This is a genomic window from Arenimonas caeni (genome assembly GCF_003024235.1).
Lineage (GTDB): Bacteria > Pseudomonadota > Gammaproteobacteria > Xanthomonadales > Xanthomonadaceae > Arenimonas > Arenimonas caeni.
Genome location: NZ_KZ679101.1, coordinates 1 through 22,669, shown reverse-complemented (window position 1 = coordinate 22,669; position 22,669 = coordinate 1). Strand labels below are relative to the sequence as shown.

Sequence of the window (22,669 nt, the reverse complement as noted above, 5' to 3'; positions counted from 1 at the left end):
ATGGACAGCCGCTTCAACCTTTCCGAGTGGGCGCTGCGCAATCGCTCGCTGGTGCTCTACGCCATGCTGGTGCTGGCGCTGCTGGGCATCACCAGCTACCAGAACCTGGGCCAGTCCGAGGACCCGCCCTTCACCTTCAAGATCATGGTGGTGCGCACCTTCTGGCCGGGCGCGACCGCCGAGGAAGTGGCGCGGCAGGTCACCGACAAGGTCGAGAAGGAAGTGATGGAGACCGGGCGCTACGAGTTCGTGCGCTCGTACTCGCGTGCCGGCGAAAGCCTGGTGATGCTGATGTCGCGCGACTCGATGGTCTCGAGCGAGCTGCCGGCGCTGTGGTACGACGTGCGCAAGAAGGTCGGCGACATCCGCCACACCCTGCCGCAGGGCGTGGTGGGGCCGTTCTTCAACGACGAGTTCGGCGACACCTTCGGCAACATCTACGCGCTCACCGGCGAGGGCTTCGACTACGCCACGCTCAAGGACTACGCCGAGCGCATCGAGCTCGAACTGCTGCGGGTGCCCGACGTGGGCAAGATCGAGCTGGTCGGCCTGCAGGACGAGAAGATCTGGATCGAGCTGTCGAACACCAAGCTGGCCACGCTGGGCGTGCCGCTGGAGCTGGTGCAGCGGGCCATCGACGAGCAGAACGCGGTGGCGCCAGCCAGTTTCTTCGAGACGGCCACCGACCGCGTGCAGCTGCGGGTCTCGGGGCGCTTCGACAGCGTGGAGGAGATCCGGAACTTCCCCATCCGCGTCGGCGACCGCAGCTTCCGGCTCGGCGACGTGGCCGACGTGCACCGCGGCTTCGCCGACCCGGCGGCGCCGCGCATGCGTTTCATGGGCGAAAACGCCATCGGCATCGCCGTGGCCATGCGCGACGGCGGCGACATCATCCGCCTGGGCGAGGTGCTCGACGCCGAGTTCGCGCGCCTGCAGCAGGACCTGCCGGTGGGCATGACGCTGAGCAAGGTCTCCGACCAGCCCAAGGCCGTGCGCAGCTCGGTGGCCGAGTTCGTGCGCGTGCTCACCGAGGCGGTGGTGATCGTGCTGGTGGTGAGCTTCTTCTCGCTGGGCTTCCGCACCGGCCTGGTGGTGGCGCTGTCGATCCCGCTGGTGCTGGCGATGACCTTCGCGCTGATGGACTACTTCGACATCGGCCTGCACAAGATCTCGCTCGGCGCCCTGGTGCTGGCGCTGGGCCTGCTGGTGGACGACGCCATCATCGCGGTCGAGATGATGGCGGTGAAGATGGAGCAGGGCTACGACCGCCTGCGCGCCGCCGCCTTCATGTGGAAGTCCACCGCCTTCCCGATGCTCACCGGCACCCTGGTGACCGCGGCGGGCTTCCTGCCCATCGCCACCGCCGCCTCGAGCACCGGCGAGTACACCCGCTCGATCTTCCAGGTGGTGACGATCGCGCTGCTGGTGTCGTGGATCGCGGCGGTGGTGTTCATTCCCTACCTGGGCGACAAGCTGCTGCCCGAGCCGAAGCCCGAGCCGGGCGGCGGCGGGCACCGCGGCCACGACCCGTACGCCACGCCCTTCTACAAGCGCGTGCGCTCGACCGTGGTCTGGTGCGTGCGCAACCGCGGCCTGGTGATCGCGGTGACGGTGGCGGCGTTCGCGCTGAGCGTGGCGATGTTCCGCTTCGTGCCCCAGCAGTTCTTCCCGTCCTCGACGCGGCTGGAGCTGATGGTGGACCTGGAGCTGGCCGAAGGTTCGTCCCTGCTGGCCACGGAGGCGGTGGCGGCCCGGCTGGAACGGGCGCTCGAGGACCAGGAGGACGTGGAAAGCTACGTCGCCTACGTCGGTTCGGGCAGCCCGCGCTTCTACCTGCCGCTGGACCAGAAGCTCCCGCAGGCCAACTTCGCCCAGTTCGTGATCCTGACGCCCGACATGGAGGCCCGCGAGCGCCTGCGGACCTGGCTGATCGAACTGTTCGGCGAGGAGTTCAGCGACGTGCAGGCGCGCGTGCAGCGGCTCGAGAACGGTCCGCCGGTGGGCTTCCCGGTGCAGTTCCGGGTGTCCGGCGAGCACGTGGACGAAGTGCGCCGGCTGGCGCGCGAGGTGGCCGAACGCGTGCGCGCCAATCCGCACGTCACCAACGTCAACCTCGACTGGGACGAGCCGAGCAAGGTGGTGCGCCTGGCGATCGACCAGGAGCGCGCCCGCGTGCTGGGCGTGAGTTCGGCCAAGGTGGCGGCCTTCCTGCGCGGTTCGCTCTCCGGCACCACGATCAGCACCTACCGCGAGGGCAACGAGCAGATCGAGATCCTGCTGCGCGGCCCGGTCGAGGAGCGCGAGCGGCTGTCGCTGCTGGGCAGCCTGGCGGTGCCGGCCGGCGACGGCCGCGCCGTGCCGCTGTCGCAGATCGCCACGCTCGAGCATGGCTTCGAGGACGGCATCATCTGGCACCGCAACCGCCTGCCGACGGTGACCGTGCGCGCCGACATCTACGGCGACGTGACGCCGCCGACGGTCACCAATGAAATCCTGCCCACGCTCGGGGACGTGCGGGCGATGCTGCCGCCGGGCTACCTGCTCGAAACCGGCGGCACCGTCGAGGACTCCGGTCGCGGCTCGCGCTCGGTGGCCGCGGGCGTGCCGCTGTTCGTGTTCGTGGTGATCACCCTGCTGATGATCCAGCTGCGCAGCTTCCCGCGCACGCTGATGGTGGCGCTGACCGCGCCGCTGGGCCTGATCGGCGTGGTGCTGTTCCTGCTGGTGTTCCGGGTGCCGTTCGGCTTCGTGGCGATGCTGGGCACGATCGCGCTCAGCGGCATGATCATGCGCAACTCGGTGATCCTGGTGGACCAGATCGAGCAGGACATCGCCGCCGGCAGCCCGCCGGCCCGCGCGGTGGTGGATGCCACGGTGCGTCGCTTCCGCCCGATCGTGCTCACCGCCCTGGCGGCCGTGCTGGCCATGATCCCGCTCTCGCGCAGCGAATTCTTCGGGCCGATGGCCGTGGCCATCATGGGCGGCCTGATCATCGCCACGGCGCTGACCCTGCTGTTCCTGCCGGCGCTCTACGCCGCGTGGTTCCGGGTGCCGAATCCCGCGAGGTCGTGAGGCAGGCCACGTGCCCGGAGCCCGCGAAAATGGTTCAATGGCCGCCGGAAGCGGGGGTGCCCGGCGTCGCCTGGGCTGAGAAAGACCCTTTGAACCTGATCCGGTTGATACCGGCGTAGGGAAGCTTCGTGGTGGCGGCCCGTGGGCCGGCGCCCGGCGCCGCCGCTTCGTTCCCGCCCCGTCCGGGGTCCAGAAGGACGACGCCATGAATGCCCTGCCCACCGAGCTGCTGCGCCAGGCCCAGCAGCTTTCCGAAGAAGTCACCCGGCCGATCCCCGGCTCGCGCAAGGTCCACGTGGAGGGCTCGCGGCCCGACCTGAAGGTGCCGATGCGCGAGATCGCGCTCTCGCCGACGCCGCGCATGTACGGCATCCAGGAGCCGAACGCGCCCTTCTCCGTCTACGACACCTCGGGCCCCTATACCGACCCGGACGCCCGCATCGACCTCGCCACCGGCCTGCCGGCCCTGCGTGCGCAGTGGATCGCCGAGCGCGGCGACTGCGCCGCGCTCGAGGGCCTGAGCAGCGAGTTCGGTCGCGCCCGCGCCGCCGACGCGAAGCTCGATGCGGTGCGCTTCCCGGCCCTGCGCCCGCCGCGCCGCGCCCTGGCCGGCCGCAACGTCAGCCAGATGCACTACGCGCGCCGCGGCATCATCACGCCGGAGATGGAATACATCGCCATCCGCGAGAACCAGCGCATCGAGGCCATCACCGAGGCGCACCTGCTGCGCCAGCACGCCGGCGAGTCCTTCGGCGCCAGCCTGCCGAAACTCATCACGCCCGAGTTCGTGCGCGACGAGGTGGCCCGCGGCCGCGCCATCATCCCGGCCAACATCAACCACCCGGAAATCGAGCCGATGATCATCGGCCGCAATTTCCTCACCAAGGTCAATGCCAACATCGGCAACTCGGCGGTCTCGTCGGGCATCGCCGAGGAAGTGGAGAAGCTGGTCTACGCCATCCGCTGGGGCGCCGACACGGTGATGGACCTGTCCACCGGCAAGCACATCCACGAGACCCGCGAGTGGATCATCCGCAACTCGCCGGTGCCGATCGGCACCGTGCCCATCTACCAGGCGCTGGAGAAGGTGGACGGCAAGGCCGAGGAGCTGACCTGGGAGATCTTCCGCGACACGCTGATCGAGCAGGCCGAACAGGGCGTGGACTACTTCACCATCCACGCCGGCGTGCTGCTGCGCTACGTGCCGCTGACCGCCAGGCGCGTGACCGGCATCGTCAGCCGCGGCGGCTCGATCCTGGCCAAGTGGTGCCTGGCCCACCACAAGGAGAATTTCCTCTACACGCACTTCGAGGAAATCTGCGAAATCATGAAGGCCTACGACGTCAGCTTCTCGCTGGGCGACGGCCTGCGCCCGGGCTCGATCGCCGATGCCAACGACGCCGCCCAGTTCGGCGAGCTCGAGACCCTGGGCGAGCTGACGAAGATCGCCTGGAAGCACGACGTGCAGACCATGATCGAAGGCCCCGGCCACGTGCCGATGCAGCTGATCAAGGAGAACATGGACAAGCAGTTGCGCGAGTGCGGCGAGGCGCCGTTCTACACGCTCGGCCCGCTGACCACCGACATCGCGCCGGGCTACGACCACATCACCAGCGCCATCGGCGCGGCGATGATCGGCTGGTTCGGCACCGCCATGCTCTGCTACGTCACGCCCAAGGAGCACCTGGGCCTGCCCAACAAGGCCGACGTGCGCGAGGGCCTGATGGCCTACCGCATCGCCGCCCACGCCGCCGACCTGGCCAAGGGCCACCCGGGCGCCCAGGCGCGCGACAACGCGCTGAGCAAGGCGCGTTTCGAGTTCCGCTGGGAGGACCAGTTCCACCTGGGCCTGGACCCGGAGCGGGCCCGCGAATACCACGACGAAACCCTGCCCAAGGACGCCCACAAGGTCGCCCACTTCTGCTCGATGTGCGGCCCGCACTTCTGTTCGATGAAGATCACCCAGGACGTGCGCGAGTATGCTGCCGGCAAGGGGGTCGCCGACGAGGCCCAGGCGCTGGAGCAGGGCCTGGCCGAAAAGGCGGCCGAGTTCCGCGCCCAGGGCGCGCAGGTCTATCGCCGGGAATGAGGTAAGCGCCGTGTTCAAGCCCCGTCCGCGCATCGAAGCCGTGGCCCTGCCCGGCGGGGCCACGGCCTACGTCGTCGACGACGCGCTGGAGGTGCCGGGGCGCTGGCGCAATACGGCCAGGCAGCACGCCGACCAGTTGCGGCCCGACCCGCTGGCGGGCTACCCGGTGCGGCGCATCGCGCTGCCCGGGCCGCTGCTGGCGCCGCTGGCGGTGTATTTCTCCGAGCACCTGCGCGAGCGGCTGGGCTTTCGCCGGGTGCTCGGCACCCAGGGCTGGCTTTCGCTGACCACGTCGCCGCCGGTGGCGCCGGTGCGCGCCTCGACGGCCGAACCCGGGCAGGGTGCCGTGGTGGCCGTGCTGTTCCTGGCCGAGGACCCGTCCACCGGCGGGCTGGTGTTCCCGGCCGCGCCGATGCTCGACGACGATGAGGCCGTGCGCGTGCCGGCGAAGTACAACCGGCTGGTGGTGTTCGACGGCGGGCGCTGGCACGCCCCCGACGTCGGTTCGCGCGACCGGCCGGGCGATGACCCGGACACCGGCCGGCTGGTGCTCGAGGCCCGGTTCACCTGCCGGCGCCGGGCCTCGTGAGCCCCTGGCTCAGTAGTTGAGCGTCTCGGGGCTGGCCTCGAAGCGCTGCACGGAGTCGAGGATTTCGCGGCGGGCCGCGTCGGCGCCTTCCCAGCCGTCGAGCTTGACCCACTTGCCCTTCTCCAGGTCCTTGTAGTGCTCGAAGAAGTGGCCGATGCGGTCGAGCCAGTGCTGGCTGACCTGGCTGATGTCGTTGATGTGCGAATAGCCGGAGAACACCTTGTCCACCGGCACGGCCAGCAGCTTGGTGTCCTCGCCGGCCTCGTCCTTCATCTTCAGCAGGCCCACCGGACGGCAGCGGATGACCGAGCCGGGGATCAGGGTGAGCGGCAGGATGACCAGCACGTCGACCGGGTCGCCGTCGCCGCACAGGGTCTTGGGCACGTAGCCGTAGTTGCAGGGGTAGCGCATCGGGGTGGACAGGATGCGGTCCACGAAAATGGCGCCGGTACCCTTGTCGACCTCGTACTTGACCGGCTCGGCGTCCTTGGGGATCTCGATGACGACGTTGATTTCGTTCGGCACGTCGCGGCCGGTGGGCACCAGGTCTAGGGCCATTGCAGATACTCCTTTATCCGCCCGGGGGAGGGCTTTCGTGGGGGGCGAAAGGATACACCCTCCGCAGGCGGGCCTTCAGGCCAGACTGGCCGTTCCGGGCCTGGCGGCCCTCCCGCCAGGGCAGGAAATCAGGGGCTAGGCAGGGCCGGGGGCAGCGGCGAGAATGGCGGTTGGCCCACCGGAAGCCCCCGCCATGGCAGCACAATCCCTGCTCGACCCCAAGGCGCTGGAACTGCTGCGCATGCTCGACCGCGACCAGCCCGGCGCCTTCAGCGAGTTCGTGCGCATGTTCGTGCACGAGGCGCCGGACCTGGTGAAGAAGATGGAAGCCGCCCAGGCCGCCGGCGACGCCGATGCCCTGGGCAAGGCCGCGCACTACCTGCGCTCGGCCGCCCTGGCCATGGGCGCCTCGGCCCTGGTCGAGGTCTGCCACAGCCTCGAGCACCTCGAGGACGAACAGCTTGGCTCCGAAGCCATCGACGCGCTCTTCGTCGAACTGCGCCGCCGCACCCGCGATGCGCTGATCCTGCTGCTGCAAGAGGTTCCCCAGATCTGACGGCAGGGGACGGGTGCATTAAAGAAGGGGGTCAGGCTCACTCAGGAACCAAGTGAGCCTGACCCCCTTCTTTAATGCACCCGTCCCCGAAAATGCACCAAGGGGGCTCCTGGGACGACGCTGTGCGAAGAAAAACCCCGGCCGGAGCCGGGGTTTTTCGTCTCCAGCCTGCGCAGCCCGATTACAGCATCGGGATCAGCAGCAGGGCCACGATGTTGATGATCTTGATCAGCGGGTTGATGGCCGGGCCGGCGGTGTCCTTGTACGGGTCGCCGACGGTGTCGCCGGTGACCGCGGCCTTGTGGGCCTCGCTGCCCTTGCCGCCGTGGTGGCCTTCCTCGATGTACTTCTTGGCGTTGTCCCAGGCGCCGCCGCCGGTGCACATCGAGATCGCCACGAACAGGCCGGTCACGATGGTGCCCATCAGCAGGCCGCCGAGCGCGTCGGCGCCCAGCACCAGGCCGACGATGATCGGGATGAACAGCGGCAGCATCGAGGGAATGATCATTTCCCGGATCGCGGCCTTGGTCAGCAGGTCAACCGCCTTGTCGTACTCGGGCTTGCCGGTGCCCTCCATGATGCCCTTGATCTCGCGGAACTGGCGGCGCACTTCCTCCACCACCGCGCCGGCCGCACGGCCCACCGCCTGCATGGCGAAGGCGCCGAACAGGTAGGGGATCATGCCGCCGATCAGCAGGCCGATCACCACGTCCGGGTTGTCGATCGAGAAGTTCACCTGCGTGCCCGATTCCTGCAGCTTGTGGGCGTAGTCGGCGAACAGCACCAGCGCGGCCAGGCCGGCCGAACCGATGGCGTAACCCTTGGTCACGGCCTTGGTGGTGTTGCCCACGGCGTCCAGGGCGTCGGTGGTCTTGCGGATTTCCGGGTCCATGCCCGACATCTCGGCGATGCCGCCGGCGTTGTCGGTGATCGGGCCGTAGGCGTCGAGCGCCACGATCATGCCCGCCATCGACAGCATCGAGGTGGCGGCGATCGCGATGCCCATCAGGCCGGCCAGCTCGTAGCAGCCCCAGATGGCGGCGGCCACGGCCAGCACCGGCGCCGCGGTCGACTTCATCGACACGGCCAGGCCGGCGATCACGTTGGTGCCGTGGCCGGTCTCGGAGGCCTTGGCCACGTCCTGCACCGGGGCGTATTCGGTGGCGGTGTAGTACTCGGTGATCACCACCATCGCCGCGGTCAGGCCCAGGCCGATCAGGGCGCACCAGAACAGCGGCATGCCCAGCTTGGCGCTGAACATGTTGTCGGTGATGAACCAGAAGCCGACCGCCGCGAGCACGCCGGAGACGGCCAGGCCGCGGTAGAGCGCGTTCATGATCTTGCCGCCGTCCTTCACCTTCACGAAGAAGGTGCCGACGATCGAGGCGACGATGGACACGGCGCCCAGCACCATCGGGTAGAGCACGCCGGCCCAGCCGTAGGTGGTGAAGGCGATGCCGGCGATCAGCATCGCGGCGATCACGGTGACGGCGTAGGTCTCGAACAGGTCGGCGGCCATGCCGGCGCAGTCGCCGACGTTGTCGCCCACGTTGTCGGCGATCACGGCCGGGTTGCGCGGGTCATCCTCCGGGATGCCGGCTTCGACCTTGCCCACCAGGTCGGCGCCGACGTCGGCGCCCTTGGTGAAGATGCCGCCGCCCAGGCGCGCGAAGATGGAGATCAGCGAGCTGCCGAAGGCCAGGCCGATCATCGGCTGCATGGCCGCCTGCACCGACGCGGCGTCGTGCGCGCCCGAACCGATCGTGTACCAGAAGTAGCCGGCCACGCCGAGCAGGCCCAGGCCGACCACCAGCATGCCGGTGATGGCGCCGCCCTTGAAGCTGACGTTGAGCGCGGTGTTGAGGCTGGTGGTGGCCGCCTGCGCCGTGCGCACGTTGGCGCGCACCGAGACGAACATGCCGATGAAGCCGGCCGCGCCCGAGAGGATCGCGCCGATGGCGAAGCCGATCGCGGTGGGCCAGCCCAGGCCGGGCACGAAGCCGATCACCAGGAACAGCAGCACGCCGACGATGGCGATGGTGCGGTACTGGCGGCTCAGGTAGGCGCCCGCGCCCTCCTGCACGGCCGCGGCGATCTGCTGCATGCGCTCGTTGCCGGCCGGCTGGCCGACGATCCAGCGCGCCACGACGATGCCGTAAAGAATGGCGACCACCGCACAGGCGATCGCGAGATGTAGTCCGTACTGCTCAAACATGCCAACCCTCCCCAGAGTCAAACAGCGAACAAACGTAAGCGGCCGACCGGCCGCTCCGGTCGAGTATGGCCGAAGGGAGGGGGTGAAGCCACAGGGCCCGCCGGGCGGGCCCGGGGCTCAGTCGCCGGACGGGGCGGCCGGCGGGGTGTACTGGCAGTCGCCGATGCGCTGGCCTTCGAAACTCATGTTCATTTCCACCGAGCGGCCGCCCTGGGTGCCGACCATGTTCATCTTGCCGCGGTAGGCCTCGGGGCCGAGTTGCTCGAACTCGCCCTTGGCGGTCATCTCCGCCTCGCCCGTGCAGACCAGGGTGTAGCTCGACTTGTTGCCCTCGACCTTGAAGTCGGTGATGCGGCAGTTGTCGTCGTGCGGCACCATCTTTTCGCTGGCGTGGTCCTTCGGCCCGCAGACCTCGACGGTCTGGGGCGGCAGCTGGAAGGGCATGCCGACCATTTCCATGCGGGTGGTGACGCGGTACTGGCTGCCCTCCTGGGCTTGCGCGGCCGCGAGGCCCGGCGCCGTGAGCGAGAGGGCCAGCGCGAGGCAGGGGGCGAGTCGGATCTTCATGGGCGTTGCTCCTTGGTGCGTCAGATGGCGTCGAATGCCGGCAGCTTCTTTACAACGGCACTCAACTTCAGACGAACGTAATCGGGCAGGCCATCGGGCCGGTACGGCGGCGGCGCCTCGCCCCGCACCAGCGGCGAGAGGTAGCGCCGGCAGGCGTCGGTGATGCCGTAGCCATCACGGGAGATGAAGCCCTTGGGCATCTTCTTCTCGTGGTTGGCGATGTCGGCCAGCGGCGCCGGCGCCACTTTCCAGCGGTAGGGCTTGTCGGACGTGCGCACGATCGCCGGCATCACGCCGTTCATGCCCTCGAGCGCGTACTCCACCGCCGCCTTGCCGACGGCCTGGGCGTGCGCCAGGTCGGTCTTCGAGGCCAGGTGGCGGGCGGAGCGCTGCAGGTAGTCGGGCACGGTCCAGTGCACCTTCAGGCCCAGCTGGTCCTTGACGATGCCGGCCAGCAGCGGGCCGACGCCGCCGAGCTGGCTGTGGCCGAAGGCGTCCTTGCCGCTGCCGGCATCGGCGACGAAGCGGCCGTCGGCGTGGCGCAGGCCCTCGGACACGACCACCACGCAGTGCCCCACGCGCCTGACCACGGCCTGCACGCGGGCGAGGAAGGCCGCCTCGTCCCAGGCGACTTCCGGGAACAGGATGATGTGTGGCGCATCATCCTTGCCCTGGCCGGCCAGGCCGGCGGCCGCCGCCAGCCAGCCCGCGTGGCGGCCCATCACTTCATAGACGAAGACCTTGGTGGACGTTTCGGCCATCGCTTCGACGTCCAGCGCGGCTTCGGCCACCGACACCGCGGTGTACTTGGCCGCCGAGCCGAAGCCCGGGCAGCAGTCGGTGGCCACGAGGTCGTTGTCGACCGTCTTGGGCACGCCGATGCAGGTGAGCGGGTAACCCGAGGCCTCGGCCAGCCGCGAGAGCTTGAGCGCGGTGTCGGCCGAGTCGTTGCCGCCGTTGTAGAGGAACCAGCGCACGTCGTGGGCCTTGATCACCTCGAGCACGCGCGCGTACTTGGCGGCATCGTCCTCGAGCGACTTGAGCTTGTAGCGGCAGGTGCCGAAGGCCCCGCCGGGGGTATGGGCCAGGGCCCGGATGGCGGCCGGGGACTCCTTCGAGGTGTCCACGAGCTCCTCCCGGAGCACCCCGAGAATCCCGTTGCGGGCCGCCAGGACCTTGACCTTGCGGGCCCGGGCGGCCTGGATGACGGCGCCGGCGGTGGCGTTGATGACGGCGGTGACCCCGCCGGATTGTGCGTACAGGAGCGTTCCCTTGCTCATGGTTTCCCTGCCTTTGGTTTGACTTGTCGCGGCCCGGCCAGTAGCGTTTCACAGTCCGCACGGCCTGTCGGCGGCCCCACTATAGCCAAACGGGGTTGAGACGGCGCCGTGCGTCCTCGTTTATAGGGGTTGAAGAAGCATGCGACTGGTACTTCTCGGCGCGCCCGGTTCGGGCAAGGGCACGCAGGCCAGCAGGCTCCGCGAGCACCTGCAGGTGCCGCACATTTCCACCGGCGACCTGCTGCGCGCGGCGGTCAAGGCCGGCACCGCGCTGGGCCTGCAGGCCAAGGCGGTGATGGAGTCCGGCGGCCTGGTCTCCGACGAGATCGTGCTGGGCATGCTCGAGGAGCGCCTGACGGCCGGCGACACCGGCAACGGCTTCATCCTCGACGGCTACCCGCGCAACCTCGCCCAGGCCAATGCCCTCGATGCCCTGCTGGCCCGCCTGGGCCAGCCGGTGGACATCGCCGTGCAACTGGACGTGGACACCGAGCTGCTGATCGAGCGCCTGGCCGGCCGCGCCCAGGTCGAGGGCCGTGCCGACGACACGCCCGAGGCCGTGCGCAACCGCCTGAAGATCTACAACGAAGCCACCGCGCCGGTGGTGGACTTCTACCGCCAGTCCGGCCGCCTTGCGCACCTGGACGGCGTGGGCACGATGGACGAGGTGTTCGAGCGAATCCTCGAGGCCCTGGCGCCCACCCCCGACGTCGGCTGACGGGCCCCGGCCCGCCGTGAAGCTGCACATCCTCGGCATCTGCGGCACCTTCATGGGCGGCGTGGCCGCCCTGGCGCGCGAACTCGGCCACGTGGTCGAGGGCAGCGACCAGTCCGTGTACCCGCCCATGTCCACCCAGCTCGAACAGCTGGGCATCACGCTGTCGCAGGGCTACGACCCCGCCCACCTCACCGCCGGCACCGACGAGGTCGTCGTGGGCAACGCGCTCTCGCGCGGCAACCCCGCGGTCGAGCACGTGCTCGATGCCGGCCTGCGCTACATCTCCGGCGCGCAGTGGCTGGGCGAGCGGGTGCTGCCGGGCCGCGAGGTGATGGCGGTGGCCGGCACCCACGGCAAGACCACCACCACGTCGATCCTGGTCTGGCTGCTCGAGGCCGCCGGCCGCGACCCGGGTTTCCTGATCGGCGGCGTGCCGGAGAACTTCGGCGTCTCGGCGCGCCTGGGCACGGGCCGCGAGTTCGTGGTCGAGGCCGACGAGTACGACACGGCCTTCTTCGACAAGCGCAGCAAGTTCGTGCACTACCGGCCGGTGGTGGCGATCCTCAACAACCTCGAGTACGACCACGCCGACATCTTCCCGGACCTGGCCGCCATCCAGCGCCAGTTCCACCACCTGGTGCGCACGGTGCCGCGCCGCGGCCGGCTGATCGTCAACGGCGAAGAGAAGGCGCTGGCCGAAGTGCTGGCGATGGGCTGCTGGACGCCGGTGGAAACCTTCGGCCTCGACGGCGACTTCGACTGGAGCGCGCGCCTGCACGCCGCCGATGGCACGCACTTCGACGTGCTCCACCGCGGCGCCGTGCTCGGCACGGTGCGCTGGTCGCTGGTGGGCCGGCACAACGTGATGAACGGCCTGGCCGCGATCGCCGCCGCCAACGCGGTCGGCGCCGACCTGGCGCGCGCGATTCCCGCGCTGCCGGACTTCGTCAGCGTCAAGCGCCGGCTGGAGGTGCTGGGCGAGCGCGCCGGCATCACCGTCTACGACGACTTCGCGCACCATCCCACCGCCATCCGCACCACGCTCGAGGGCCTGCGTGCCCGCGTCGGCGGCGCGCGCATCGTGGTGGCGATGGAGCCGCGCAGCAATTCTATGCGCCTGGGCGCACATGCCGACCAGATCGCGCCCTCGCTGGCCGAGGCGGATGCGGTGGTGTTCCTGCACCGGCCCGAGCTGGCCTGGGACGCGGGCAAGGTGGTGGGCGCGCTGCGCGGCGAGGGTGAAACGGTGCCCGACGCCAACGCGCTGCTGGCGGCGCTGGGCCGCCGCTGCCGCGCCGGCGACCACGTGGTGTTCATGTCCAACGGCGGCTTCGACGGCGCGCCGCGCCGCTTCCTGGCGCAGCTGGCGGGCTGAAGCGTGGCGTTGGCCGAGCTGCCGCTGTTCCCGCTCGGCACGGTCTTGCTGCCCGGCGGGCAACTGTCGCTGCGGATCTTCGAGCCGCGTTATCTCGACCTGGTCAAGCGCTGCGGCCGCAGCGGCGAAGGTTTCGGCGTCTGCCTCATCCTCGCCGGCCGTGAGGCGGGCGAGCCGGCGATCCCGGCCACGCACGGCACCGAGGCGGTGATCGTGGACTTCTCGCTCACCGACGACGGCCTGCTGGGGCTGACGGTAGAAGGCCGCCGCCGTTTCCGGGTCGAGCACACGCGGGTTCGCGACGACGGGCTGGTGCTCGGCGATGTGCAGTGGTTCGAAGACTCGCCGGCGCAGCCGCTGCGCGACGAACACGCGCTGCTGTCGGTGCTGTTGGCGCGCATCCTCGACAAGGCCGGCATCGAGCACGAGGGCATCGGCAAGGGCCAGCTCGCCGATGCCACCTGGGTCGGCTGGCGCCTGGCCGAATGGCTGCCGCTCGAGCCCGCCGAGCGCCTGGCCCTGCTGCAGGAACCCGACCCGCACGCCCGCCTGCAGCAACTCGTCGACCGCCTTCCCGACTTCCAGCCCGAATAAGCCCTGGGCCTCGGGCCTTCAGGCCCGAAGCTTTGCTGTTCCGGGTTTTGGCCACTCGGTGCTTTCGCGGGTGGAGGCGGCGCCACTCTGGTGGTCACCCGGCCGAAAGGGTCGGGAACCTGAAGCCTCGCGCCTGAAGGAGGATGTGGATCAGGGGCGCGCGCGGGCGCGGAGGACGGGCTGCTGGTCGTCGCGGCGGGTTTCGATGGTGGCGTCGAGGTTGCCGAGGTCGGTGCGCAGGGGCTCGAGCAGGTCGGCTTCGCCGGGCATCACGCGCCAGTAGCTGAAGAAGTCCAGGCGCTGGGCGAACTCGAGCTTGTGCACGCTGCCGATCCACAGAGGCACCTTGCCCGGCTGCAGCACGACCGACCCGTCCCACACGCGCAGCACCTTCATCTGCCCGCCGCCCGGCTCGCGGCGCACCATCACCAGCGTCTCGGCCCGGCCCTGGTGCATCGACGGCAGCACCGGCAGGTCGAGCGGGGTCACGTCCTTGTCCATCGTCTGCAGCAGCCCTTCCCAGCCGCCGGTCTCGTAGTCCTGCCATCCGGCCAGCAGCAGGTGGGCGCGCAGTGCGGCGAGCGGGCCGGCGTACTGCACGTTCAGCGGCCAGGCGTCGCGCCCGTGCAGCTCGTTGCGGCGCGCCGGCAGCGAGGCCTGCCAGTCTTCGCTCCACCAGGCGTCCATCGCCAGCGGCGCCGGCACGTGCGGCGGGTCGAAGCGCACCAGCGTGTCGCCGGCGTGGCGGCTGCCGTGCCAGGCGGCCAGCCCCAACACCGCGACGAAGAATATGGTCGCGATCGGCCGCACCCAGAACGAGCGCACCACGCGGCGCCGGTAGGCGATGCCCAGCGCGGCGATCCAGAGCAGGCCGAGCAGCGTGCCGGCCAGCACGTCGCTGAGCCAGTGGGCGCCGAGGTAGAGGCGCGAGAAGCCGAGCAGCCCCACCACCAGCGCCGCCACCACGTAGGGCCAGGCGCGGTTGCGGCCCGGCAGCTCGCGTGCGATCAGCACCGCGAAGAAACCGTAGACCACCGTCGCCAGCGTCACCGGCGCCGAGGGGAAACTGAAGCCGGGCACCGCGGTCGAGGCGGGCGGCTTGGGCATGTCGAGCACGTAACCCAGCAGCCAGGTCAGCAGGAGGGCGAAGGCCGGTGCGGCCAGCCAGTGCCAGGCCGCCACGTGCCGGCGCCGCCAGAGCAGCCAGGCGAACACCGCCACCACCGCCGGCGCCAGCACCACGGCATCGCCGAGCGTGGCCAGGAAGGCCATCGGGATGTCGGCCAGCGGGTTGCGCAGGCCGAACATCAGCTGGTGCACGGTGAGGTCGAGCTGCGAGGGCGCGCTGCCGCCGCCGACCGAGATCAGGATGGTGAAGATGCCCCAGCCGGCCAGGCCCAGCACCGCGGCCAGCAGCAGCAGCGATGCGGACTCGGGGCGCTTGGGGTCGATCAGCGCCTCGGAATAGCGGCCAAGCACCGGATGCCGGTGCGACCATGCCAGCGCGCGCTCGAGCATCTCGGTGGTGTGCGCGCCCAGCCAGCGCCACAGGTAGAAGACGACGGCCCAGATCGCCGCCACCAGCGCCAGCACCACGGCCAGCACGATCGCCAGCCGCCCGGCCACGGCCGCGACCAGGTCGAGCGAGGTGCCGAACACCCAGCCCGGGGCCAGGAAGGTGGCCGACCACACCACCGCGGCGAGCGCGCTGGCCGGCACGTACTGGCGCAGCTTCATGCCCAGCATGCCGGCGATGGCGGGCACGAAGGGGCGGATGGCGCCGATGTAGCGGGCCATCAGGATCGACTTCATGCCGTGGCGGCGGAACGTCAGTTCGCTGCGTTCGAGCCACTGCGGATGGTTGCGGAAGGGCCAGCGCTGGCGCAGCTGGGGGCCGAAGCGGCGGCCGACCCAGAAGCTCACTCCGTCGCCGGCGAAGGCGCCGAGCGTTGCGCAGGCCAGGGCGTAGGCCCCGTCCACGTGGCCCAGGCCGACCAGCGTGCCCACGGCGAACAGCAGCGGCACCGCCGGGATGGCGACGCCGAGGATGACCAGGGCATCGCCGAAGGCGATGAGGAAGATGACGATGCCCGCCGCGATCGGGTTCTGGCCGATCCAGGTGACGAGGGCTTCCAGGCGGGCTGAATCCATAGGGGCGGCATTATAGGCCGGGCACCGCGCCCGCCGGTTTACACTTGCACCAAAGTTCAGGAGCCAGCCATGGGCGATCTTCGCGGCAAGACCCTCTTCATCACCGGCGCCTCGCGTGGCATCGGCTTGGCCATCGCGCTGCGCGCAGCGCGCGACGGCGCCAACGTGGCCATCGCCGCCAAGTCGGGCGTGCCCAATCCCAAGCTGCCCGGCACCATCCACAGCGCCGCGGCGGCGGTGGAGGCCGCGGGCGGTCGTGCGCTGGCGATCCAATGCGACATCCGCGAGGAAGACCAGGTGCAGGCGGCGGTGGCGGCCACGGTCGAGCGCTTCGGCGGGCTGGACATCCTGGTCAACAACGCCAGCGCGATCTGGCTCCAGGGCACGCTCGCGACGCCGATGAAGCGCTTCGACCTGATGCAGCAGGTCAACGCCCGCGGCACCTTCCTGTGTTCGCAGGTGGCGCTGCCGCACCTGCTGCGCTCGGCCAACCCGCACATCCTGACGCTGGCGCCGCCGCCGACGCTCGACCCGAAGTGGTGGGGGCCGCACACCGGCTACACCCTGGCCAAGATGGGCATGAGCTTCGTCACGCTCGGTCTGGCGGCCGAGTTCGGGCCCAAGGGCGTGGCGGTGAATGCGCTGTGGCCGCGCACCGTGATCGCCACCGACGCGCTCAAGATGATCCCCGGCACCGAGCCGGCCAAGTGCCGCACGCCGGAGATCATGGCCGACGCCGCCCACGCCGCGCTCACGACGCCGGCGGCAGGCTTCACCGGTAATTTCCTGATCGACGAGACGCTGCTGCGCGAGCGCGGCGTCACCGATTTCAGTGGTTATGCGGTCGATCCGTCGCAGCCGCTGCTGCCCGACCTGTTCCTCGACGATCCCGAACTGATGGAGGCCCTGCGCCGATGAAATACCTGCATGCCATGGTGCGCGTGCGCGACCTGGACGCGTCGCTGCGCTTCTACCGCGACGCCCTGGGCCTGGTGGAAACCCGCCGCCGGGACTACCCGCAGGGTCGCTTCACGCTGGTCTACCTCGCCGCGCCGGCGACCCCGGACGCCGAGGTGGAGCTGACCTGGAACTACGACGACGAGGACTACGGCGGCGCCCGCAACTTCGGCCACCTGGCCTTCGAGGTGGACGACATCTACGCCGCCTGCGAGCGCCTGCAGGCGCACGGCGTCACCATCAACCGGCCGCCGCGCGACGGCCGCATGGCCTTCGTGCGCTCGCCCGACCAGATCTCGATCGAGCTGCTGCAGGCCGGCGAGGCGCTGCCGCCGGCCGAGCCCTGGGCCTCGATGCCCAATACCGGGCAGTGGTGACCGGGCAGCGGTGAATCTGGCGCGGCTCAGCCGAGCCGCGCCAGCGCCTGCGTGAAGTCTTCCAGCAGGTCGTCGCGGTGCTCGAGGCCGGCCGAGACGCGCAGCAGGTTGTCGGGGCTGACCGCATTCGCCCCCTCGATCGACGCACGGTGCTCGACCAGGGTCTCCGGGCCGCCCAGCGAGGTGGCGTTGATCGCCAGTTCCAGCGCGCCGGCCACGGCCAGCGCCGCCTCGCGGCCACCGCGCAGGCGGAAGCTGAGCATGCCGCCGCCGTCGCGCATCTGCCTCGCCGCGATGGCGTGGCCCGGGTGCGAGGCCAGGCCGGGGTAATGCACGGCCTCCACGGCCGGGTGCGCGGCCAGCATCTCGGCCAGCGCGCGGGCGTTGGCGCAGTGCCAGGCCATGCGAGCCGGCAGCGAACGGCAGCCGCGCAGGATCAGCCAGGCGCTGAAGGGCGCGAGGATGCCGCCGGTGACGTGGCGGCGGTGGAACACCCGCCCGAACAGCTCGTCGCGGCGCGCGAACACGAGCGCGCCGCCCATCACGTCGCTGTGTCCGCCGAAGTACTTGGTGGTCGAGTGCATCACCACGTCGGCGCCCAGGGCCAGCGGGCGCTGCAGCACCGGCGTGGCGAAGGTGTTGTCGCAGGCCAGCAGCGCGCCGTGGCCGTGGGCCAGCGCCGCCAGGGCCGCGATGTCGCAGATGCGCAACTGCGGGTTGGACGGCGTTTCGGCCCAGACCAGGCTCGTTTCCGGGCGCAGCGCCGCCTGCACGGCGTCGAGGTCGGCCATGTCCACGGCGCTGGCGGTGATGCCGCGCTCGCGCAGGAACTCGCCGGCCAGCGCGCGCAGGCCGGTGTAGCAGTCGGTGGGGATGAGCACGTGGCTGCCGGCTGGCAGCGATTCGAGCAGGGCCGCCATCGCCGCCATGCCCGAGCCGAAACACAGGGCCGCGGCGCCGTCCTCGAGCGCGGCCAGGGCCGACTCGAGCCGGTCCTGGGTGGGGTTGGACTCGCGCTGGTACTCGTAGCCCGCCTGGCGCTCGCCGGCCGGGCCGTGGCGGAAGGTGGTGGCGAGGTGGATCGGCGGCACCACGGCGCCGGTGGCTTCGTCGGGCTCGCCGCCTGCGTGCACGGCCAGGGTTTCGATGCGGCTCATCGTTCGGTCTCCAGGAGGTCGTGCGCGGCCAGGTGCGCGCGCAGCCCGGCTTCGTCTCGGTAAGTGTGCGCCCGCAGGCCGGCGCGGCGCGCGCCCTTGGCGTTGTCGGGTTTGTCGTCGAAGAACAGCGCCTCGCCGGGCTCGACTTCCAGCAGCTCGAGGCAGCGGCGGAAGACCTCGGGCTCGGGCTTGGCCATGCCGAACTGCGCCGAGCAGAACACGCGGTCGCCGAACAGGGGTGCCAGCGGCGGGCAGATCGCCTCGAAATGGTCGCGCAGCATCAGGCCGTTGTTGGTCAGGATGGCCAGCGTGGCGTGGCGGCCGGCGGCGGCCGCGAGCCCGAGCACGGTGTCGTTGGCGCGCATCGCGGCGGCGCGGGCGGCCAGGCAGTCATCGAGCGTCACCGGCACGCCAAGCCGTTCGCCCAGCGTCGCGAGCATGCCGTCGGTGTCGATGCGGCCCAGGTCGGCCTCGCGCTCCAGGCCCGACTCGAACAGCGCCCCGGCCACCGCGCTTTCGCTGGTGCCGAGGCGTTCGGACAGCACGCGCAGCCGCGGCGCGTGTTCGTAGTGCGCCAGTACGCCGTCGAGGTCGAACAGCACCAGCGCAGGCCGCTTCACCCCGCGGCGACCTCGCGGAAGGCCTCGCGCGCCGCGGCGATGGTGTGGGCGAGCTCGGTTTCGCCGTGCGCGCTCGACAGGAAGCCGGCCTCGAAGGCGGACGGCGCGAAGTACACGCCGCGCCTGAGCATGGCGTGGAAGAAGCGGTTGAAGGCGGCGCTGTCGCTGGCCACGGCCTGGGCGAAGGTCTCCACCGGCTCGTTGTTGAAGTACAGGCCGAACATGGCGCAGCTGCGGGTGGTGGTGACGGCGACGCCGGCCTCGCGCGCGGCCATTTCCAGACCGTCGCAGAGCACGTGGGTGGCGGCTTCGAGCCTGTCGTGGAAGCCCGGGGCCTGGATCAGTTCCAGCGTGGCCAGGCCGGCGGCCATCGCCACCGGATTGCCGCTGAGCGTGCCCGCTTGGTAGACCGGGCCGGCCGGCGCCACCTGCTGCATCAGGTCGGCGCGGCCGCCGTAGGCGCCCACCGGCATGCCGCCGCCGATGATCTTGCCGAAGGTGCTCAGGTCGGGCGTCACGCCGTAGCGTGCCTGGGCGCCGCCGAGCGCGACGCGGAAGCCGGTCATCACCTCGTCGAAGATCAGGATGGCGCCGTGCTTCGTGCACAGCTCGCGCAGGTGCTGCAGGTAACCCTCGCGCGGCAGGATGCAGTTGGCGTTGCCGACGATCGGCTCGACGATCAGGCCGGCGATCTCGCCGCCGACTTCATCGAACAGCTTCGTGGCGGCCTCGAAGTCGTTGTAGGGCAGGGTGAGCGTGAGGTCGGCCAGGCCCTTGGGCACACCCGGCGAGTTGGGCAGGCCGAAGGTGAGCGCGCCGGAGCCGGCCTTCACCAGGAAGCTGTCACCGTGGCCGTGGTAGCAGCCCTCGAACTTGACGATGCGGCTGCGGCCGGTGGCGCCGCGGGCCAGGCGGATGGCCGAGAGCGTGGCCTCGGTGCCGGAGTTGACCATGCGCATCATCTGCATGGACGGCACCAGCTTGCGCACGGTTTCGGCCATCTCGACCTCGAGCGCGTTGGGCACGCCGAAGCTCAGGCCGTCGCGCATGGTGCGCTCGACCGCCTCGAGTACCTTCGGGTGCGCGTGGCCGGCGATCATCGGGCCCCAGCTGCCGATGTAGTCGACGTAGCGGTTGCCGTCGACGTCGATCAGGTAGGCGCCTTCGGCGCGCTTGGCGAAGAAGGGCTCGCCGCCGACCGACTTGAACGCGCGCACCGGCGAATTGACGCCGCCCGGCATGAGCTCGAGGGCGCGGGTGAAGAGGGCGTGGCTGGTGGCGGTGTTCATGGCGTGTCGGTCTCGGGTTCGGGGGTTTCGAAGAGGTGCTGGAGGCTGCGCAGGGCGGCGACGGGGTCGGGGGCGTCGAATACGCCGCCGATCACGGCCAGCAGGTCGGCGCCGGCGGCGACCAGGCCGGCGGCATTGTCCGGCGTGATGCCGCCGATGGCCACCATCGGCCGACCCAGGGCGCGGGCCTCGCGCAGCAGGCCGGGGTCGGCGCGGCTGGCCAGCGGCTTGGTGCCGGAGGGGAAGAAGGCGCCGAAGGCGACGTAGTCGGCGCCGGCGGCCACGGCCGCGCGGGCGCGATCGAACTGGTTGTAGCAGGAGGCGCCCAGCCACAGGCCGGGGGCGCGGGCGCGGGCCTCGGCCAGGGCGCCGTCGTCCTCGCCCAGGTGGGCGCCGGCGGCGCCCGCTTCGAGCGCCAGCCGCCAGTCGTCGTTCACCACCAGCGGCACGCCGTGTGCCAGACAGCGGGCCTGCAGCGCGTGGGCCTGGCTGGCCCGGAGCGCCGGCCCGGCGGGCTTGTTGCGGTACTGGAGCAGGGCCGGCCGCAGCGCCAGTAGCGGCTCGAGCCGGGCCAGCAGCCGCGCGGTGTCGGCTTCGTCAGGAGTGATGAGGTAGATGCCGCGGCGCGGCCACGTGAAGGCGTTGTTCATTCCGGCGGGGCCGTGGGGATGCGAGAATGGTAACCCTGATCCGACTGCAGGCCCCCGCGACCACGATGAGCACCGCCGAGACCGCCACCACCTACCGCACCTGGATGTGCGTCGTCTGCGGCTTCATCTACAGCGAGGCCGACGGCCTGCCGGAAGAGGGCATCGCCCCCGGCACGCGCTGGGAAGACGTCCCCGACACCTGGGTGTGCCCGGACTGCGGCGTCACCAAGGACGACTTCGAGATGGTGCCGGCCGGCTGAGGCCGGCTCAGTTCAGGCGGGTCGGTTCGCCGGCCAGGTCGACCAGCACCTCGCGCACCTGTTCGGTGTCCTCGGCTTCCGGCAGCAGCTGCAGGTAGCGCGCCAGGTCTTCGCGCGCGCCCTTGGCATAGCCCAGTTCGCGATAGGCCAGGCCACGGTCGCGCAGCGCCTCGGCGGTGTTTGGCGCCAGTTTGAGCAGGCGGTCGGCGGTGCGCGCCACGCGCTCCCAGTCGGCGCTGGCCTGGTAGAGCCCCTTGAGGTTGCGCAGCATGCGCATGAGGATCGCGCGGTGCGAGGCCGGCGCCAGGATCTGCATCAGCTGGCTGTCGTCGGGCGCCTGCCCGCCCAGATGCGGAGAAGCGCGCTCGCGCAGCTCCTCGGCACTCACCGGCCGGCCCTTGTTGAAGGGGTCGAGCACCAGGATGCCGTCGTCCACCGGCAGCCGCACCAGGAAATGCCCCGGGAACGAGACGCCGTCGAGCGGCAGGCCGAGGCGGCGCGTCACTTCGATCTGGATCACCGCCAGCGAGATCGGGATGCCGAGCTTCCGGTCGACGACCTCGTTGAGGTAGCTGTTGCGCGGGTCGTCGTACTGGTTGTTGTTGCCGGCGAAGCCGAGCTCGTCGAACAGGTAGCGGTTGATGGCGGTCAGGCGCGAGGGCAGGTCGACGTCGCCCGCGAGCTTCGGGCGCAGCGCCTCGGCATAGGTGTCGACCTGCGCGTTGTAGTCGGCCGGGTCGAGGTCGGGGTACTCGTCGCGCGCGATCAGCAGCGCGGTGTCGAGCAGCGGCAGTTCGTCGTCGCCGAGTGCGGCGAGCGAATTCCAGTCCGGCAGCGGGTGCTTGGTGTGCATGCCAGCAATGTGGCCCCGCCGCACGCGCGAATCAAGGTCGGCCGCGCTCCGGAATTCCCGGGCCGAACACGATCTCGTCGCCGGGTTGCGTACCGAGCTTGCCGGCCTGGCCTGCATTGAGTTCAAGCACGTAGAGCGCGGGGCCGGCGCTCGGGTAGGGCGGGCAGCGGTCGCCCAGCGAGCACGGCGGAACGCCGCGCGATACGGAAACCAGTTTGCGCGAGGCGTCGAAGTAGAAGATGTCGAGCGGGATCTTCGTGTTCTTCATCCAGTAGGCCAGCGGCCTGGGTTCGTCGTGCACGAACAGCATGCCGGTGCCGTCGGCCAGTTGTTCGCGGAACATCAGGCCGCGCGCGCGCTCGCCGTGCTCGTCGGCCACTTCCACCGTGTAGCGCTGGCCGCGCAGTTCGACCCAGGCCCCGCCGGAGTCGGTGGCGCAGCCGGACAGCAGCGGAAGGGTGAGCAGAAGGGCGGCGAGTGCGGGGCGCATGGGGTTCTCCTGTGGATCCGGGGGACGTTCCGGCCTGCCCGCCGGGGTGTCAAGCCGACGCCCGGCTAAACGGATCCGGTCCGCACCCCCTTCCCAAGTCCGTGGCGCCCCGCTATAGTTCGCGGCCCTTCACCGGCCAGCACGGCGGCGGGGGCGGAAAAAAGTCGGCACCAAGGTGTTGACGTCCTCCGAAACGGCCGTATAATGTGCGGCTCCCTCGGGCGAAACGCCCGGCACGGGAAGAAGGTCGGA

General features: G+C 70.5%; 21 protein-coding genes and 1 riboswitch. Of the genes, 10 read left to right on the top strand and 11 right to left on the bottom strand.

Going from position 1 to position 22,669, the window contains the following annotated elements; translation table 11 throughout:
* From C6N40_RS12830 to C6N40_RS12820, 3 genes are all read left to right on the top strand, one after another.
* Nucleotides 1-3,072 carry an efflux RND transporter permease subunit gene (locus tag C6N40_RS12830; RefSeq protein WP_106991428.1) on the top strand — a complete coding sequence of 1,024 codons (3,072 nt, stop codon included), beginning with the start codon at nucleotides 1-3 and terminating at the stop codon, nucleotides 3,070-3,072.
* A gap of 42 nt (nucleotides 3,073-3,114) precedes the next feature.
* A riboswitch (TPP riboswitch) is annotated at nucleotides 3,115-3,212 on the top strand.
* A gap of 65 nt (nucleotides 3,213-3,277) precedes the next feature.
* Nucleotides 3,278-5,161, top strand: a complete 1,884-nt coding sequence (gene thiC / locus C6N40_RS12825) for a phosphomethylpyrimidine synthase ThiC (RefSeq protein WP_106991445.1) — start codon at nucleotides 3,278-3,280, stop codon at nucleotides 5,159-5,161.
* Between the two features lie 10 nt (nucleotides 5,162-5,171).
* Nucleotides 5,172-5,750, top strand: coding sequence for a DUF6445 family protein (locus C6N40_RS12820; protein ID WP_106991427.1), 579 nt, complete (start codon nucleotides 5,172-5,174; stop codon nucleotides 5,748-5,750).
* 9 nt (nucleotides 5,751-5,759) lie between these two features.
* Here C6N40_RS12820 and ppa read toward each other — a convergent pair whose 3' ends face one another.
* Nucleotides 5,760-6,308 (bottom strand): inorganic diphosphatase, encoded by a 549-nt coding sequence (ppa, locus tag C6N40_RS12815; protein WP_106991426.1) that lies wholly within the window; start codon nucleotides 6,306-6,308, stop codon nucleotides 5,760-5,762.
* A 193-nt stretch (nucleotides 6,309-6,501) separates the two neighbouring features.
* Here ppa and C6N40_RS12810 point away from each other — a divergent pair, with 193 nt between their 5' ends.
* Nucleotides 6,502-6,864: an Hpt domain-containing protein gene (locus C6N40_RS12810; protein WP_162782222.1), complete on the top strand. Its 363-nt coding sequence runs from the start codon at nucleotides 6,502-6,504 to the stop codon at nucleotides 6,862-6,864.
* A gap of 181 nt (nucleotides 6,865-7,045) precedes the next feature.
* On the opposite strand, the gene C6N40_RS12805 is transcribed toward C6N40_RS12810, so the two are convergent.
* The 3 genes from C6N40_RS12805 to C6N40_RS12795 all read right to left on the bottom strand — a co-directional run bounded on the left by C6N40_RS12805 (nucleotide 7,046) and on the right by C6N40_RS12795 (nucleotide 10,926).
* Nucleotides 7,046-9,079, bottom strand: a complete 2,034-nt coding sequence (locus C6N40_RS12805) for a sodium-translocating pyrophosphatase (RefSeq protein ID WP_106991424.1) — start codon at nucleotides 9,077-9,079, stop codon at nucleotides 7,046-7,048.
* Between the two features lie 117 nt (nucleotides 9,080-9,196).
* Complete coding sequence (locus C6N40_RS12800) at nucleotides 9,197-9,646, bottom strand: DUF3617 domain-containing protein (protein WP_106991423.1); 450 nt, start codon at nucleotides 9,644-9,646, stop codon at nucleotides 9,197-9,199.
* 20 nt (nucleotides 9,647-9,666) lie between these two features.
* Nucleotides 9,667-10,926 (bottom strand): 6-phosphofructokinase, encoded by a 1,260-nt coding sequence (locus C6N40_RS12795; RefSeq protein ID WP_106991422.1) that lies wholly within the window; start codon nucleotides 10,924-10,926, stop codon nucleotides 9,667-9,669.
* Nucleotides 10,927-11,065: 139 nt separating this feature from the next.
* On the opposite strand from C6N40_RS12795, the gene C6N40_RS12790 reads away from it, so the two are divergent.
* Genes C6N40_RS12790 through C6N40_RS12780 form a run of 3 tightly spaced genes read left to right on the top strand, consistent with a single transcriptional unit; the run spans nucleotide 11,066 to nucleotide 13,613 of the window.
* Nucleotides 11,066-11,644 carry an adenylate kinase gene (locus tag C6N40_RS12790; protein WP_106991421.1) on the top strand — a complete coding sequence of 193 codons (579 nt, stop codon included), beginning with the start codon at nucleotides 11,066-11,068 and terminating at the stop codon, nucleotides 11,642-11,644.
* A 52-nt stretch (nucleotides 11,645-11,696) separates the two neighbouring features.
* A complete protein-coding gene (gene mpl / locus C6N40_RS12785; RefSeq protein ID WP_106991444.1) occupies nucleotides 11,697-13,019 on the top strand; it encodes a UDP-N-acetylmuramate:L-alanyl-gamma-D-glutamyl-meso-diaminopimelate ligase in 1,323 nt (440 codons plus the stop codon).
* 3 nt (nucleotides 13,020-13,022) lie between these two features.
* Entirely contained in the window at nucleotides 13,023-13,613 is a 591-nt protein-coding gene (locus C6N40_RS12780; RefSeq protein ID WP_106991420.1) for an LON peptidase substrate-binding domain-containing protein, read from the top strand.
* A 150-nt stretch (nucleotides 13,614-13,763) separates the two neighbouring features.
* On the opposite strand, the gene C6N40_RS12775 is transcribed toward C6N40_RS12780, so the two are convergent.
* Nucleotides 13,764-15,764: a bifunctional DedA family/phosphatase PAP2 family protein gene (locus C6N40_RS12775; RefSeq protein ID WP_106991419.1), complete on the bottom strand. Its 2,001-nt coding sequence runs from the start codon at nucleotides 15,762-15,764 to the stop codon at nucleotides 13,764-13,766.
* A gap of 69 nt (nucleotides 15,765-15,833) precedes the next feature.
* On the opposite strand from C6N40_RS12775, the gene C6N40_RS12770 reads away from it, so the two are divergent.
* Nucleotides 15,834-16,682 (top strand): SDR family oxidoreductase, encoded by an 849-nt coding sequence (locus tag C6N40_RS12770; protein ID WP_106991418.1) that lies wholly within the window; start codon nucleotides 15,834-15,836, stop codon nucleotides 16,680-16,682.
* Complete coding sequence (locus C6N40_RS12765; RefSeq protein ID WP_106991417.1) at nucleotides 16,679-17,098, top strand: VOC family protein; 420 nt, start codon at nucleotides 16,679-16,681, stop codon at nucleotides 17,096-17,098. The genes C6N40_RS12770 and C6N40_RS12765 overlap by 4 nt, the downstream gene beginning before the upstream one ends.
* Nucleotides 17,099-17,124: 26 nt before the next feature.
* Here C6N40_RS12765 and C6N40_RS12760 read toward each other — a convergent pair whose 3' ends face one another.
* From C6N40_RS12760 to thiE, 4 genes are read right to left on the bottom strand one after another with little or no spacing between them, the layout of a single operon-like run.
* Nucleotides 17,125-18,255 carry a trans-sulfuration enzyme family protein gene (locus C6N40_RS12760; RefSeq protein WP_106991416.1) on the bottom strand — a complete coding sequence of 377 codons (1,131 nt, stop codon included), beginning with the start codon at nucleotides 18,253-18,255 and terminating at the stop codon, nucleotides 17,125-17,127.
* Nucleotides 18,252-18,875, bottom strand: coding sequence for an HAD-IA family hydrolase (locus C6N40_RS12755; RefSeq protein WP_106991415.1), 624 nt, complete (start codon nucleotides 18,873-18,875; stop codon nucleotides 18,252-18,254). The genes C6N40_RS12760 and C6N40_RS12755 overlap by 4 nt, the downstream gene beginning before the upstream one ends.
* Nucleotides 18,872-20,164 (bottom strand): glutamate-1-semialdehyde 2,1-aminomutase, encoded by a 1,293-nt coding sequence (hemL, locus tag C6N40_RS12750; RefSeq protein WP_106991414.1) that lies wholly within the window; start codon nucleotides 20,162-20,164, stop codon nucleotides 18,872-18,874. Before hemL ends, C6N40_RS12755 begins: the two co-directional genes overlap by 4 nt.
* Nucleotides 20,161-20,814 carry a thiamine phosphate synthase gene (gene thiE / locus C6N40_RS12745; RefSeq protein WP_106991413.1) on the bottom strand — a complete coding sequence of 218 codons (654 nt, stop codon included), beginning with the start codon at nucleotides 20,812-20,814 and terminating at the stop codon, nucleotides 20,161-20,163. The genes hemL and thiE overlap by 4 nt, the downstream gene beginning before the upstream one ends.
* 26 nt (nucleotides 20,815-20,840) lie before the next feature.
* On the opposite strand from thiE, the gene C6N40_RS12740 reads away from it, so the two are divergent.
* Nucleotides 20,841-21,074, top strand: coding sequence for a rubredoxin (locus tag C6N40_RS12740; protein WP_425477721.1), 234 nt, complete (start codon nucleotides 20,841-20,843; stop codon nucleotides 21,072-21,074).
* 7 nt (nucleotides 21,075-21,081) lie between these two features.
* On the opposite strand, the gene C6N40_RS12735 is transcribed toward C6N40_RS12740, so the two are convergent.
* Both C6N40_RS12735 and C6N40_RS12730 read right to left on the bottom strand, forming a co-directional pair.
* On the bottom strand, nucleotides 21,082-21,927 hold the full coding sequence (locus tag C6N40_RS12735; protein WP_106991412.1) for a SirB1 family protein: 846 nt from the start codon (nucleotides 21,925-21,927) through the stop codon (nucleotides 21,082-21,084).
* Nucleotides 21,928-21,958: 31 nt separating this feature from the next.
* The gene (locus tag C6N40_RS12730; protein ID WP_106991411.1) at nucleotides 21,959-22,417 is read right to left on the bottom strand and encodes a DUF192 domain-containing protein; all 459 of its coding nucleotides are present in this window, start codon (nucleotides 22,415-22,417) and stop codon (nucleotides 21,959-21,961) included.
* Between the last annotated feature and the right edge of the window lie 252 nt (nucleotides 22,418-22,669).